The 15,549-nt window shown below is 46.9% G+C and carries 11 protein-coding genes; 9 read left to right on the top strand and 2 right to left on the bottom strand.

Translation table 11 applies throughout. From position 1 onward, the window contains the following. Positions 1-655 precede the first annotated feature (655 nt). Both HMPREF2955_RS08550 and HMPREF2955_RS08545 read left to right on the top strand, forming a co-directional pair. Complete coding sequence (locus HMPREF2955_RS08550; RefSeq protein WP_070722658.1) at positions 656-1,783, top strand: ABC transporter substrate-binding protein; 1,128 nt, start codon at positions 656-658, stop codon at positions 1,781-1,783. 7 nt (positions 1,784-1,790) lie between these two features. After that, positions 1,791-2,804 (top strand): iron ABC transporter permease, encoded by a 1,014-nt coding sequence (locus HMPREF2955_RS08545; protein WP_070722655.1) that lies wholly within the window; start codon positions 1,791-1,793, stop codon positions 2,802-2,804. A gap of 279 nt (positions 2,805-3,083) precedes the next feature. Here HMPREF2955_RS08545 and HMPREF2955_RS08540 read toward each other — a convergent pair whose 3' ends face one another. Next, positions 3,084-5,249 carry a helix-turn-helix domain-containing protein gene (locus HMPREF2955_RS08540; protein ID WP_070722654.1) on the bottom strand — a complete coding sequence of 722 codons (2,166 nt, stop codon included), beginning with the start codon at positions 5,247-5,249 and terminating at the stop codon, positions 3,084-3,086. A gap of 179 nt (positions 5,250-5,428) precedes the next feature. Continuing rightward, positions 5,429-5,923 carry a low molecular weight protein-tyrosine-phosphatase gene (locus tag HMPREF2955_RS08535; protein WP_070722663.1) on the bottom strand — a complete coding sequence of 165 codons (495 nt, stop codon included), beginning with the start codon at positions 5,921-5,923 and terminating at the stop codon, positions 5,429-5,431. A 264-nt stretch (positions 5,924-6,187) separates the two neighbouring features. On the opposite strand from HMPREF2955_RS08535, the gene ileS reads away from it, so the two are divergent. From ileS to HMPREF2955_RS08505, 7 genes are all read left to right on the top strand, one after another. After that, entirely contained in the window at positions 6,188-9,628 is a 3,441-nt protein-coding gene (gene ileS / locus HMPREF2955_RS08530; protein WP_070722652.1) for an isoleucine--tRNA ligase, read from the top strand. Between the two features lie 16 nt (positions 9,629-9,644). Then, on the top strand, positions 9,645-10,025 hold the full coding sequence (locus tag HMPREF2955_RS08525; RefSeq protein ID WP_070722651.1) for a TraR/DksA family transcriptional regulator: 381 nt from the start codon (positions 9,645-9,647) through the stop codon (positions 10,023-10,025). Positions 10,026-10,112: 87 nt separating this feature from the next. Then, the gene (locus HMPREF2955_RS08520) at positions 10,113-10,769 is read left to right on the top strand and encodes a lipoprotein signal peptidase (RefSeq protein ID WP_070722661.1); all 657 of its coding nucleotides are present in this window, start codon (positions 10,113-10,115) and stop codon (positions 10,767-10,769) included. A gap of 17 nt (positions 10,770-10,786) precedes the next feature. Then, a complete protein-coding gene (locus tag HMPREF2955_RS08515; protein ID WP_246830103.1) occupies positions 10,787-11,659 on the top strand; it encodes a DUF4296 domain-containing protein in 873 nt (290 codons plus the stop codon). Next, complete coding sequence (locus HMPREF2955_RS15815) at positions 11,623-11,838, top strand: hypothetical protein (protein WP_139145519.1); 216 nt, start codon at positions 11,623-11,625, stop codon at positions 11,836-11,838. Before HMPREF2955_RS08515 ends, HMPREF2955_RS15815 begins: the two co-directional genes overlap by 37 nt. Before the next feature lie 107 nt (positions 11,839-11,945). Next, the gene (locus HMPREF2955_RS08510) at positions 11,946-13,598 is read left to right on the top strand and encodes a M23 family metallopeptidase (protein ID WP_070722649.1); all 1,653 of its coding nucleotides are present in this window, start codon (positions 11,946-11,948) and stop codon (positions 13,596-13,598) included. A gap of 19 nt (positions 13,599-13,617) precedes the next feature. After that, positions 13,618-15,270 carry a dipeptidase gene (locus HMPREF2955_RS08505; RefSeq protein ID WP_070722647.1) on the top strand — a complete coding sequence of 551 codons (1,653 nt, stop codon included), beginning with the start codon at positions 13,618-13,620 and terminating at the stop codon, positions 15,268-15,270. The last annotated feature ends 279 nt before the right edge of the window (positions 15,271-15,549 follow it).

Below are 15,549 nucleotides of genomic sequence, written 5' to 3'. Positions count from 1 at the left end.
CTGTATATATCGGGTATCGCTGAATAGTTACTTTGGTCGTAGGCTCGAAATTTTTCATGCCCAATTGCACACTTTTAGACCCCAAAACCTTACTTTTTAATGGCTATTTTGCCCTTTTTAGCCTTCTATTTAACGGCTCTAAAAGGTTTTGTTTATGCAATTGTAGTGTATTTTTATGCTTTTCGACTTGCATTTAGCGGCAAATTGCACTGCATTTTGCACCAAAATGCAATGCGTTTTGTACCATTTTACCTTGCGTTTTGCACCAAAATGCAATGCGTTTTGCCGCAAAACGCATTGCATTTAGCGGCATATTGCAGTACATTTAGCAACAAATTGCCCAAAAAGTGGTGTAGAGTTCAGTTTCTTGGAATAAAAATTCATCTTGTCTGCATTTACAACTCACCCCTTTTCACAAAACAAACCTTCGCGAAATCGATTTTTTGCGGCAAGGTGGGCGATTGGTGAGCAGAACGGGCACTCATAATGTTAAAATTCTTACTGAAAAACGGACAAAATTCGGGTTGGCGGGTTAATAAGGGGTCTGGTTGGACCCGTTAGCAAGCCTCTCGGACAAGCCAAGCGTTGCTAATCACAATAAATTACTGCCTTGTTTTGCCGAATAACAAACTAAAATCGTAACTTTGTGGGGTATATGAAGAAGATGTTTTTATTATTGTTTGCCACGCTGCTTTTGGTTGCTTGCGGCGGTAAACAAGCCAAGGGACAGAGGAGCGAGGGCGACACGCTCCACTTTAAGTATGCCCAAAACATTGTGATTATCAAGCAAGAGCGTGCTGTTGTGGTTAAAATTAAAAACCCATGGAAAAAAGATGCTTTGCTACACCGCTATGTGCTGCCCAACGATACAAGCTTCTCGCCAAGCAAGGTGGCCGATGGCGTGCCCACAACTGTTATCCCCAAGGTAAAGCATAGGGCAATTGTGTGCCCGTCTACACATGTAGCCCTGCTCGAAATGCTTGGTGCCGAACAGCAACTTGCAGGTGTGTGCGACTTGAAATACATGATTTCGCCTCGCGTACAGTTCTTGGCTAAGACGAAGAAAATTGCTGATTGTGGCGAAAGCATGAACCCCGACATCGAGAAAATGATGGAAACACGAGCCGACCTTGTGTTGGTATCGCCTTTCGAAAACAGCGGGGGGTATGGCAAGTTAGACAAAACGGGCATCGCCATCATAGAGTGTGCCGACTATATGGAAACCTCGCCACTTGGCAGGGCCGAGTGGATGCGGTTTTATGGCTTGCTGTTTGGTTGCGAACAAAAGGCGGATTCGCTGTTTGCCTTGGTTGAAAAGAATTATATGGAGCTTTCTAAAACGGCGAAAAAACAACGCGAACGGCCTACGATATTAACCGAAAAGCTCACGGGCAGCGTATGGTATGTGCCTGGGGGGCATAGCACTATGGCAAAGATGATTGCCGACGTAGGTGCTATTTACCCTTTTGCAGACAATGAACAGAGTGGAAGTGTGGCTTTACCGTTGGAAAAGGTGCTTGAAAAGGCGCGCACGGCAGACATTTGGTTGATAACCTATAACGCGCCCCAACCACTGACCTACGCGCAATTACAAGCCGAAAACAAGGGCTATGCCATGATAAAGGCCTTTACCAAGCGGAACGTCTACGGCTGCAATGCCGCTATTAAACCTCTATTTGATGAGGCACCTTTCCGTCCCGACGGTCTTTTACGAGAGCTAATTCACATTGCCCACCCTTCGGCCTTGTCGTCCGAATGGCGTTATTATGCACCTCTAAACTGAATTTTCCATGCGCCTTACATCGTTAAAAATCTTTGTTTTGGTGCTTTTCATCCTGATGTTGTTCGGGTTGAACCTCTTCATTGGCTCTGTTAACGTGCCTTTCAGGTATGTAATGGGTGTTATTGCGGGGAACAAAGCCGAGAACGAACTTTGGAATTACATCGTTATCGAGAACCGACTGCCGCAAGCGCTTACCGCATTATGTTGCGGTGGGGCGTTGTCGGCTAGTGGGCTAATGCTCCAAACGGCTTTTCGCAATCCCCTTGCAGGGCCAGGCATTTTTGGTATTAACAGCGGTGCGGCTTTGGCTGTGGCCGTGGTGATGCTGTTTCTTGGGGGTAGTGTGTCGATAGAAACCGTGAATTTAAGCGGTTTTACGGCCATCTTATTTGCATCGTTTGTTGGTGCAATGGCTGTAACCTTCATTATTTTGGCCTTCTCAACGCGTGTTCGCAACAATGTATCGTTGCTTATTATCGGCATCATGATTGGCTATTTGGCATCTTCGGTCATTTCGTTACTCAACTTCTTTGCTACCGACCAAGGCGTAAAATCTTATCTTATATGGGGTTTGGGCAGCTTTGGTGGTGTGTCGTTAGGAAACATTCCCTTTTTCTGTACAATGGTTTTGGTGGGCTTGGTTTGTTCTCTTGTCTTGGTAAAGCCACTCAATGCCCTTACTTTGGGCGAGCAATACGCCCAAAGTCTTGGTGTAAACGTTGCTCGAACGCGCTTTTTGCTGCTGGCCATTACGGGTTTGTTAACGGCCGTTACAACGGCTTTCTGTGGTCCGATAGCCTTTATTGGCTTGGCTGTTCCGCATCTAGCCCGACTGTTAACTGGCACCGAAGATCATCGCACACTGTTGCCAGCAACCATTCTTTTAGGTTGTGCTGTGGCTCTGCTTTGCTCGTTGCTGTGTTATCTGCCGCCCAATGGTAGCATCATCCCCATTAATGCCATTACACCACTGATTGGTGCACCCGTTATCGTGTATATCATGATGAAAAGGAGGGGATGAGGGAAAGGGGAGCTAAAGGTGAAAAGGTGAAAAGGTGAAAAGGTGAAAAAATGGCTGCGCATGATGATGAACAAGCAGGGCTAGTATAGCTAGAAATCCTAGTGAATCTAGGAGGACTAGGAGAACTAGAAAAACTAGGAGAACTAGGAGAACTAGAAAGACTAGGAGAACTAGAAAGACTAGGAGAACTAGAAAGACTAGAAGAACTAGATAATATAATAGGGCGGCCCGCCAACTTACTAATCCAAATGCTTGCCCATTCGTAAGCTTGTCAACTAATCATTTGTTCTCCCTATAATACTCAGCCATCACAAATTGGATGTCTTCGTAGGTTATATTCGGGCTCACTTCTTCTTTTATCTCGGTTAAGCTCTTCTTCTCTTCGTGATGTTTTATTAAGAAACGGGTAATCTCTTGCCGTTTCTTATCGTCCACAAACTCGGATGCCGACAACAATCCCTCCCTAACATAATGCACCAAATGCAAATGAATGGTTTTGGTTGTCAGTTCGCGTCGTTTGGCAATCTCGTCTATGCTCATGCCCAAACGATAGAGGTTAAATGTAGCCAACTTTGTATCTACTTTCGGCTTTACCTCTTTTATCTTTTTTGTATTAGGCTTATCGCCATCCATTGCACCCAACAACAGCTTGGCTTTGGCCGAAAGATAATCGCCCACGCTGAACGAAACATCCTCTCTACTTTCGTATTTCAGCAGGTTCCACTTAAAGTCTAAGGCCTCCTGCACATCGCCATATCGCTCTTTTAGCGTTTTCTTTAAAGCCTTGTTGTCGGTTTCTATCTTGTTTTTTCGGTGCATCTCCACAAGCAAAGCCAAACGTTTATGAAAGTATTCGGCACCCGAACGGATGCGTTGCAACACTTCATCGCTTAATTCTTGGCCTTGTTGTGTGGCCAACATCTGTGTGTATTGCAATCTGAACCTAGCCGCCACAGCTACAACCTCGTCTAAAATGGGTCTTGCTTGTCTGTATTCTTGCAGCAAGCGTGGGTATTTGCGAGCGAAATGTTCGTCGATAAAGCGCGTAATGCGTTCGAATGCGATGCCAATGGGACGGAAATCGAACAGTTCGTCAATCAAGTTCACCTCGTATGCGCGCTGCATCTGAGAAAGCAACTCGCTGTTGGGTTGGCGCGCAGAGGCGTCGATGTTGAACTGATGCACCTTTTCATCGCAGATAACGGCACTTGTAGAGAGCGGCGAACTCAGCACAAGGCCTTCCAATGTTTTGCAACGGCTCAGTGCAACGTATGTTTGTCCGTGGGCAAACGAGTGTTGTGCATCAATGATGGCATGTTCGAAGGTTAGTCCTTGGCTTTTATGTATGGTAACGGCCCATGCCAATCGCAGGGGGAACTGCTTGAAAGTACCCTCCACCTCTTCTTCTATCTCGTGTGTCGTCTTATTTAATACGTACTTGGCGTTCGTCCATTCTTCGGGCGAAAGGTCTATCAACTCCCCGTTTTCGTTGCCTTTCACGGTTACGCCACGGGCTGTTGTCGACACCACTTTACCCAACATGCCGTTGTAATAACGCCCTTTGCCCGTGCTGTCGTTCTTAACGAACATCACTTGGGCATCCTCTTTCAATTCTAACACAAACTCGGTGGGGAACGATTGTTCAGGAAAATCGCCCGTGATGCTAGCCTTATATTGCCTGCTTGTGCCAGGCAGTTCGGCCAATTTGCTTTCGTTGATGCTCTGCGCTTGGTAATTGTGCGTTACAAGACGAATGTAATCAGTGCCAGCAGGTGGAACAAAGTTGGGGATATATCTGCTATTGAGTTTGTTAAACGTGTCTTGGTCGGCCTTGTTGTCGCGTATTTTGTTCAGCAGAGAAAGAAAATCTAGGTCGTTTTGTCGATAAACATGTTTCAACTCAATGGTTATGTAGCCCATTTGTTTGAGGGCAAGGCTCGAAAAAAAGTAAGGCGAGTCGTAATATCTGCTTAGCATGGTCCACTCTTCGTCTCTAACCACGGGCGGAAGTTGTTGCAAGTCGCCTATTAGCAAAAGCTGCACACCACCAAAAGGCTTGCCCCTGTCGCGATACCTGCGTAAAACCATGTCTACCGAGTCGAGCAAATCGGCTCTCACCATACTTATTTCGTCAATCACCAGCAAGTCGAGTGTTCGCAATATGCGTTGTTTCTCCTTGCTAACCCTGAAAATTCCCTCAGCCTTAAAGGTGGAATTGGGAACGTATGGCGCAAAGGGAAGTTGGAAGAACGAGTGAATGGTTACGCCATTGGCATTGATGGCGGCGATGCCCGTAGGCGCAACCACCACCATTCGCTTAGGAAGTTTGTCTTTAAGCGTACGCAGGAAGGTTGTTTTCCCTGTTCCTGCCTTGCCTGTTAAGAATATGCTTGCACCGGTGTTCTTCACAAACTGCCAGGCCAAGTTCATCTCGTCATTCTTCATTGTTCATTAATCTTTGTTGTGTTGAGATGCCCCGAAAGGCATCAATAGTAGAGGTTAAGATTTCGTTCTTAATCTATTGTTTGCCAAATGCTTATTATATGTTCGTTAATACGTTGGCAATAGCTTGTTGGCGCACATCCTCAATAGAACCGCCACGGGCATCATGTCGCTTTATCTAGTTATAATTCGCCGCCATTGGCTAGTTTATCCGCTAGTGTGTTAGTGGCATCTTCGATAAGGTCGAGCGCATAATCGAAGTCTTTTTCATCGCCATAATATGGGTCGGGTATAAGTTTTGCCTTGGGATGATTGGCTGCATAGTCTACTAACATTTTCACTTTGGCTAGTTCGCATGCGTTGTTTGTCTTTTGCGACAACATCTTTTTGTTGTCGTTGTCCATCACGAAGATGTAATCGAACTTTCTGAAATCGTCGGTATCAAATTGTCTTGCCCTACTGTTAAAGTTGTAGCCGCGGGCCGCACCGCACTTGCGCATCCTGCTATCGGGCAGTTCGCCCACATGCCACCCCCCAATTCCAGCCGAATCTACTTCGAACAAGTCGCTCATTCCCTTGTTTAGCAACACCTGTTTCATCACGCCTTCGGCAGCAGGCGACCTGCAAATGTTACCCAAACACACAAACAACAATTTGGTTCTCTTTCTATCTTCCATGTCCTTATATATAATAATGTGTAGTGCAAACTTACTAAAAAATGCCTTATTGGGCAAGAGTAGCGCCGAAAAACAATTGTAGGACGTAGCCAACTCCTTCGTTAACTTGTGCTTTTGTCTGCGCATTCGCGCTTACATTGGGCATTCAACAATTGCAGACCATTAGCTATATAGCCTTTTTCGTACCTATACTTGGCTATAATAACTTTTTTTCTTACCTTTGCGCTTTGTATAAACAAAGACGTATAAAATAAGGTATAGAATATGGCCAACAAATTTGCCGAGTACAAAGGACTTAATCTTACGCAGACCAACAAAGACGTGTTGGCTGAGTGGGAGAAGAACGACATTTTCCATAAAACGATAGACGAAAAAGAAGGATGCCCACAATTCGTCTTTTACGAAGGGCCTCCGTCGGCCAACGGACATCCAGGCATTCACCATGTACTCGCTAGAAGCATCAAAGATACATTCAACCGATATAAGACGATGAAGGGTTTCCAAGTGAAACGAAAGGCTGGATGGGACACGCATGGCTTGCCTGTGGAACTTGGAGTGGAGAAAGAATTGGGCATTACCAAGGCAGACATCGACAACAAAGAGTCTGCTAAGTACATCTCCGTTGCCGACTACAACAAGAAATGTCGTGAGAATGTGATGATGTATACGGCCGAATGGCGCGAACTTACCGAGAAAATGGGGTACTTTGTCGACCTCGACAACCCATACATCACCTACGATAACAAGTATATCGAAACCCTTTGGTGGCTATTGAAACAGCTATACACCAAGGATATGCTCTATAAGGGCTATACCATACAGCCCTATTCGCCGGCAGCAGGCACAGGACTTAGCTCGCACGAGCTGAACCTTCCAGGCTGTTATCGCGATGTGAAGGACACTACCGTTACCGCTCAGTTTGAGATAAAGAACCCCAAACCCGAATGGGAACAATGGGGAAAGGCATATTTCATGGCGTGGACAACCACTCCTTGGACGCTAGCCGCTAACTCTGCACTGTGTGTTGGCCCGAAGATTGACTATGCTGCTGTGCAAAGCTTTAATCCTTACACGGGCGAACCCCTCACTGTTATATTGGCAGAGGCGCGCCTTAACGCTTATTTCAACGAGGCCGGTAAAGACGTGGAGCTTTCTACTTATAAGAAAGGCGATAAGGTTATACCTTGGAAAGTGATAGCCAACTACAAGGGAACTGAACTTGTTGACATTGCTTATCATCAGCTGCTGCCATTTATTTCGCCAATGGAAGATGGCGCGTTCCGCGTTATATTGGGCGATTATGTTACCACCGAAGATGGTACGGGCATTGTGCACATCGCACCGAACTTCGGTGCCGACGATGCGCTTGTGGCTCGTAAGGCGGGCGTTCCGCCCATTGTGTTGGTGGATAAGAAAGGAGCAGAAAGGCCCGTTGTTGACCTAGAAGGCAAGTATTTTAAGGTGGAAGACCTCGATGCCGACTTCGTTAGCAAGTACGTTAACCTGCCCGAATGGAACAAATACGCAGGAAGGTATGTGAAAAACGCATACGATGACACACTGACAGATGCCGACGAGACGCTCGACGTATCTATCTGCATGGACTTAAAGGCAGAAAATAAGGCCTTCAAGATAGAGAAACATGTGCACAGCTACCCCCATTGCTGGCGCACAGACAAGCCTGTTCTGTATTATCCGCTCGATAGTTGGTTTATCCGTTCAACCGCAAAGAAAGAACGGATGTTCGAGTTGAACAAGACAATCAATTGGAAACCCGAATCAACGGGTACGGGGCGCTTTGGCAACTGGCTAGAAAACCTTAACGATTGGAACCTCTCGCGTTCGCGTTTCTGGGGTACGCCGCTACCGATTTGGCGCGATGAAGACGGTCGCGAAATATGTATTGGCTCGCTCGAAGAACTATATTCGGAGATTGAAAAGAGTGTGGCCGCAGGTCACATGTCTTCTAATCCACTTAAAGAACAAGGGTTTGTGCCTGGCAATTATGCGCAAGACAACTACGAACGCATAGACTTGCACCGTCCTTATGTTGACGATATTGTGCTAGTTAGTGAGGCAGGAAAGCCCATGAAACGCGAAATAGACCTCATCGACGTGTGGTTCGACTCGGGTGCGATGCCCTATGCACAGGTGCATTACCCCTTCGAGAATGCCGAACTCATCGATAAACGCATCGCATTCCCTGCCGACTTCATTAACGAAGGCGTTGACCAAACGCGTGGTTGGTTCTTTACGCTGCACGCCATCGCAACAATGGTGTTCGATAGTGTGGCTTTCAAGAACGTTATCTCTACGGGATTGGTGCTCGATGCCAAAGGAAACAAGATGAGTAAGCACGTGGGCAACGTGGTGAACCCCTTCGAAATGATGGAGAAATATGGTGCAGACCCCGTTCGCATGTACATGCTTACCAACTCGGAGCCTTGGGACAACCTCAAATTCGATGCCGAAAGTGTGGACGAAATACGCCGTAAGCTCTTCGGAACGCTCTATAACACCTATTCGTTCTTTGCTCTCTACGCCAATGTAGATGGTTTTGATTACAGTCAAGCCGACGTTCCTCTGAACGAACGGCCTGAGATTGACCGTTGGATTCTGTCGGAATTGCACTCATTGGTTAAGGGTGTGGAGCGCGAAATGGACGACTACGACCCCACTAGGGCAGGTAGGTTGATTGATACTTTTATAAACGACGACCTCAGTAACTGGTATGTTCGCCTTAATCGCAAACGTTTCTGGGGTAAGGAGATGAGCCAAGACAAGCTCAGTGCTTACCAAACACTATATACCTGCCTTGAAACAGTGGCCAAGCTGTTGGCTCCGTTCGCCCCATTCTATGCCGACCAGTTGTATCTCGACCTTACAAGGGCGACCAATCGTGGGCATTTGCAATCGGTTCATTTGGCCGACTTCCCCGTTGCAGACGACAAGTGCATCGACCGCGAATTGGAAGAGCGCATGGAAATGGCTCAAAAGATAACCTCAATGGTGTTGGCTTTGCGCCGCAAGGTGAACATCAAGGTGCGCCAGCCCCTGCTGCAAATCATGATTCCTGCCGTAGACCAACGTCAAAGAACGCACATTGAGGCAGTGAAAGACCTCATTATGAGCGAAGTAAACGTTAAGGAACTGAACTTCGTTGAAGACGGAAAGGGCATGCTTGTTAAGAAAGTGAAGTGCAACTTCCGTACAATGGGTAAGAAGTTTGGTAAGCTGATGAAAGGTATCGCCGCCCAAATGGAAACTTTGGACCAAGAGGCCATCGCCGACTTGGAACGCAATGGAAACATCGACTTGATGGTAGAAGGCAACGAAGTGACGGTTGAGGTGGCCGATGTAGAGATTATCAGCGAGGATATTCCAGGCTGGTTGGTGTCTAACGAAGGCAATCTGACCGTAGCTCTCGAAGTGGAACTCACTGACGAACTTGTAAAAGAAGGTATGGCGCGCGAGATTATCAACCGCGTTCAAAACCTTCGCAAGGAAAGCGGCTTGGAAATAACCGACCGAATAAAGGTTACCTTGGCTCCCAACGCCCAAACAGATGCAGCAGTGGCGGCCTTTGGCGATTACATCAAAAGCCAAGTATTGGCCGACGACCTGCTTGTTCTGCCCAACGGCGGCAAGGAAGTTGCTTTCGAAGAATTTAATTTGAACATTCAAATAGATAAAATAATTCACTAAAAACCCTATCTAACTTATGGCTAACAAAACACGTTACAATGACGAGGAACTTGAAGAGTTCCGCGTTGTTATCAACGAGAAACTAAGGCTAGCACGCCGGGATTATGAGGCCATGATGCGTACCTTGATGAACGCTGACGGCAACGATGTAGACGACACTTCACCAACCTATAAGGTCTTGGAGGAAGGAAGTGCAACGCAAAGTAAAGAAGAGCTGATACAATTGGCCAATCGGCAACAGAAGTTTATCACTGGGCTTGAAGCTGCGCTTGTGCGAATTGCCAACAAAACCTATGGTATCGACCGCATAACTGGCGAGCTTATACCCAAACAAAGACTTATGGCCGTTCCTCATGCCACGCTAAGCGTGGAATCAAAGAACGCTCGCAAGCGTTAAAGTACGCGCCTTAACACAGCAGATGTCTTGCCCCCGCAACAGGCTTGTGGGGCGCAAGGCATTGTGCTGACCAACAGAACACCATTCATGGCAAAAGGAAAAGAGTTATTAACAGATGGCCGTTTGGCCATATTATTGGTGGTTGTAATCCTCATCATCGACCAGGTTATCAAGATTGAGGTGAAGACAAGCATGTCGCTAGGTGAGGCCCTCCACGTTACCGATTGGTTTTATATCGACTTCGTGGAGAATAACGGCATGGCCTATGGCATGACTTTCATCAACAAATTGCTTCTTAGTATTCTGAGATTGGTGGCTATCGTCGTTATCTCGCGCTACATCTGGAAGGTGGTTAAGCAAGGCATGCGCACGCGGTATGTCGTTTTCCTTTCCATGATTTTAGCCGGCGCGATGGGAAACATGGTCGATTCTATGTTTTATGGGTTGATATTCAATGCCTCCACACCCTTTACGGTGGCCTCGTTTGTTCCCTTTGGCAGTGGCTATGCCGACTTCTTAACGGGCAAGGTGGTAGACATGTTCTACTTTCCACTCATCGTAACCACCTATCCCGATTGGTTCCCCTTCAAAGGTGGAGAACAATTTGTGTTTTTCAGTCCCGTATTCAATTTCGCCGATGCAAGCATAAGCGTTGGTGTTGTGTGCCTTTTCTTGTTTTGCAGAAAGGAATGGGAGACCATATCATTTGGCTTTTCGAGGAAGAAGAACGTTAACAAAGAATAAAATAAATGGTGAATGCGGTGAAAACGATTATTGGTGTATTCATGTTCGCTTTGCTCTTGCTTACTGCCCAAGGTTGTAAGCCAGGCGTACCCAGCCAGTACATCCAACCCAACGAGATGGAAGACATCCTCTACGATTACCATCTTGCAGGGGCTATGGCGCGTAACAGCATGGCCGACGGAAAGAACGAATACGCTTATCGTTTGGCTGCATTAAAGAAACATGGCGTAGACCAAGCGGAGTTCGATTCGTCGATGGTTTACTACATGCAAAACACCAACATGCTCCACGAGATATACCAAAGGCTTTCGAAAAGACTTGAATCAGAAGAAATGGCGTTGGGCGGAGCCGCTGCCAATTACGACCGACTTTCGTCTAAGGGCGACACGGCCAATGTATGGAATGGCGACCGTTCTGTGGTGTTGACAAGTCAGATACCTTATAATATGTACTCGTTCGCCATAAAAGCCGATACGAGTTTCCATAAGGGCGACCGCTACTTGTTAGAGTTCGATGTACAGTTTATCTTCCAAGAAGGCGTGCGCGATGCCGTGGCGGTACTAGCTATGACCCTTGCCAACGACAGTGTTGTGGCGCAGACCATCCATATATCATCGCCCTCGCACTTCACCTTACAGCTTAACGACAGCGAGCGACAGGGTATTAAACGGATAAACGGATACTTCTTGCTGAACAACGAGAAAGCTTTTGGGGGCATGCAAACCACACTTCGACTGCTGCCCATCTACAATATTAGGCTAATAAAAATGCGTGCAAACGCTCCCGAACAGCCAAGTAATCAGCCCGAACCCAACAGGATGGACTCGGCTGTGACCATAGACGACCCGAAGCAATGGATGAACGAAAGCTCTACGCTGCCAACACGATAGTTCACGGCGACGTGATACTGAGGAATGGGGTGGTGAACATAGTTAGAGCCGCAGTGCAAAGCTATTCAGCTCTCGACGGCGAACAGGCCAATACCATTTGGCTTGGTGGCGAAATTGTTCTAAAAGAGCATGAGAACGGGGAACTTCGGGCATTTCACAAAGGCGTGTTACTAGAATAAGTGCAAGCCAATTACCGGTGTTTCAGCCGTATTTGGCTTTCACATACACGGCCCCTTAACTTAAACATTGCCTTTCTACCTTTTAATTGACAAGTAATAAACATGGCATGACGAACATCTTACTATCTATAATGCTGGCGGCCAATGTGCTTTTTGGCTCTCCTGTAAACTATCCCATCTCTTTGGCAGGTAACTTTGGCGAGCCTCGCCCCAACCATTTTCATGGTGGAGTGGACGTAAAGACCGATGGGGTGGAGGGAAAGGCCATCTTTTCCATTGGCGATGGCTACGTGTCGCACGTCTCTGTGGGCTACGATGGCTTTGGAAATGCCGTCTATGTACACCATCCCGAAGGCTATACCAGCGTGTATTGCCATCTGAAAATATTTACGCCTGCTATCAAAGCTATGGTTAGGAAGTGGCAGTATGTCAATAAACAGTCTACGGGCGACATTTGGTTTAAACCCACCGACCTACCTGTTGCAAAGGGACAACTCATTGCCATTAGCGGAAATTCGGGCGCATCGGAGGCACCGCACCTGCATCTTGAATTGCATGAAACACGTTCGGGCGACATGCTCGACCCTCTCGACTTCATCGGACACCATGTTAAAGACGCCCTGCCACCCATGGCGCACGGCTTTATGGCCTATCCCGTTAGTGGCGAAGGTGTCTTTAACAACAATCCCGGCAAGTCTTCGCATTCCTTCTCCTCACACAATTTGCCCAATAAATTTACCGCTTGGGGTAAGGTGGGCTTTGGAATATGGGCCAACGACTACATGGAAATAACCTATAATAGATATGGTGTTAAGAAGACCGAGTTGTTGGTTGATGGCAAAACTGTTTTCAAAAGTAACGTCAACCGTATTCCTTACGAAAAGACTGTTCAGGTAAACGCATGGGGCGACCATGAACATTTCTTGCAATATAATGTGTGGTACATGCATTCGTTTCTCTATCCGGGCATGGGATTGCAAATGTTATCTGCCGACAAAAACAAGGGAATAGTGAACTTTAACCAAGAACGGGATTACCATATAGAATATGTGCTGACCGACTTTAAAGGCAACACAAGCCGATATACGTTCACCGTGACGGGACAAAAACGCGCTTTCGTTCCGCAACGGCAAGCAAGTACGCTACGAAGTGTGTACTGGAACAGGCCATACGCCATGCAGACAGATGGTGTGCAGTTGTTGATAAGGCCCAATTCGGTTGCCAATGCCATTACCTTGACACCGACTATAAGTTGTAAAGACGACGCTCTCTCCAATTCTTGCACATTCACCAACAGTGCCCAACGGCTTTTCCGTCCTGCACGAATAAGCTTGAAATTGACGAAGAAGGTAAAAGACACTTCTAAACTATACATCAGTGGGCGCGGTTATGTTACACGTTATTTGGGTGGAACATACGAAAAAGGCTGGGTTACGGCCAACATGCGCGACCTACACCTGCAATATTCCATCGACTACGACGACGAACCGCCCATTGTTTCGCCTGTGGGACAAGGCAATTGGAACGCCACGAAAACCATCAAGCTAGGACTTACCGATGCGAAAAGCGGGGTAGACACTTACCAAGGCTACATAGATGGGCAGTTCGTATTGTTCGAAGACGTGCCTTTAAGTCCGTGGGTGGCGTGCAGACTAGCCGAAACACCAATCAAGCGCACAGGTAAACAACGCCGTTTAACGTTCTTCACCACCGACAATCAAGGCAACAAAAGACGTTTTGAAACAGATATTCTTTATTAATCAAACTAATTATACAGTTATGAAGAAGCTATTGCTAATTGCCGCCTTCTCCCTAGTTGGGTTGGGCAGCTATGCTTGCACCAACTTCATTGTGGGTAAAAAGGCAAGCAAAGACGGGTCGGTCTTCTGCACATATAATGCTGACGACTACGGTATGTTCATCGGATTGTGTCATTTCCCGGCAGGAAAGCACACCAAAGGAGAAATGCGTAAGGTGTTCGATTGGGACAGCCACAAGTATCTGGGCGAAATTCCAGAGGCACCTATTACCTATAACGTTATCGGAAACATCAACGAACACCAAGTCTGCATTGGTGAAACCACATACGGAGGACGAGAAGAAATGACCGACTCAACGGGTTTGATAGACTATGGTTCGCTTATATACATCGCTTTGCAGCGTAGCAAAACGGCACGCGAGGCTATCAACGTGATGACCACTTTGGTAAATACCTATGGCTATTACTCTGGTGGCGAAACTTTCACCATCTGCGATCCCAACGAGGCTTGGATTATGGAGATGATGGGAAAGGGCGCAGGGAGTAAAGGTGCAGTGTGGGTTGCAGTGCGCATTCCCGACAACGCCATTTGCGCTCATGCCAACCAAAGTCGTATAACAAAGTTTATGCAATACCCCAAAGGTGACGTAATGTACTCGAAAGACGTTATCAGCTTTGCACGTTCAAAGGGTTGGTACACGGGTAAGGATAAGGATTTCTCTTGGCGCGATGTCTATGGCGAACCCACTTTCGGAGGAAGAAGGTTCTGCGATGCACGTGTTTACAGTTTCTTTAACCGCTTTGCCGACAACTTCGACCGCTATTTGCCTTGGGTTCTTGGCAAGGACTCCAATGCCGAAGACATGCCTTTATGGATAATTCCCAACAAGAAAGTAAGTTTCGAAGACGTTGCTGCTGCCATGCGCGACCATTACGAGGGCACGCCTTTGGCATTGGACAGCACCAATGTTGGTGGTGGTATATGGCAAATGCCTTATCGTCCCACACCGCTTTATTATACGGTAGACGGTAAAAAATACTTCAACGAACGTCCTGTTTCTACCCAACAAACCGCTTTCAGCTTTATTGCTCAACTGCGTTCTTGGTTGCCCAGGCAGATTGGTGGCATCCTTTGGTTTGGTAACGACGATGGAAACATGGTTCCCTATACGCCCATCTACTGCGGAAATACCGTTCAACCCGAATGCTATAACACGCCTGGTGCTGATGCTCTGAACTTCTCGGACAAGAATGCGTATTGGGTTTGCAACTGGGTTAGCAACATGGTTTACCCACGTTACAGCCTTCTTTTCCCACCGCTTAAAGCCATGCGCGACAGTCTTGAAAACAGTTATTTGGCTCAACAGCCACAAGTAGAGAAACGTGCAGCCGAACTTTACAACACAGACGTTACGAAAGCCATTAAATATCTGAACGATTATAGCAACGAGCAGGCACAATCTATGTTGAAGAACTGGAAAGAATTGGCCACCTTCCTTATCGTGAAGTATAACGATATGGCCGTAAAACCCACCGATGGGCGCAGTTTCAAACGCAACAAGGAAGGTCTTGGCGCAAAGGTTCAACGCCCTGGCTATCCTGAGGCTTTTGCTCGCAAGCTGGTAAAGGAAACGGGCGACTGGTATCTTGTGCCCGAAGAAAAGAAAAAGTAAAACACTAAATATTGTGTGTTAAAGGCACAAGGCGCGTTGTGAAAGCTGTGTCGCTACAAGCCAAGTCTTAACCACTGATTTGCCTTTAACCGTACACGAAAGCCCCACTGCATGGCCATATCCTTTGGTCGGCAGTGGGGCTTTTTTTTGTTTTCACTCACGTTGATATAAGTAGACCGATAGTCCTAATTTGAAGGCGAACAGAATGGTTTTTGAAATGCTGGTTGTACACCGCCGTTTTGTTGTCAATGAAGTCGTCTTGACTTTTAATGTTTCTAT

The organism is Prevotella sp. HMSC073D09 (assembly GCF_001814145.1).
Classification (GTDB): Bacteria; Bacteroidota; Bacteroidia; order Bacteroidales; family Bacteroidaceae; genus Prevotella; species Prevotella conceptionensis.
The sequence above is the reverse complement of the archived record's forward strand: the minus strand, read 5'-3'. Positions and strand labels throughout refer to the sequence as shown.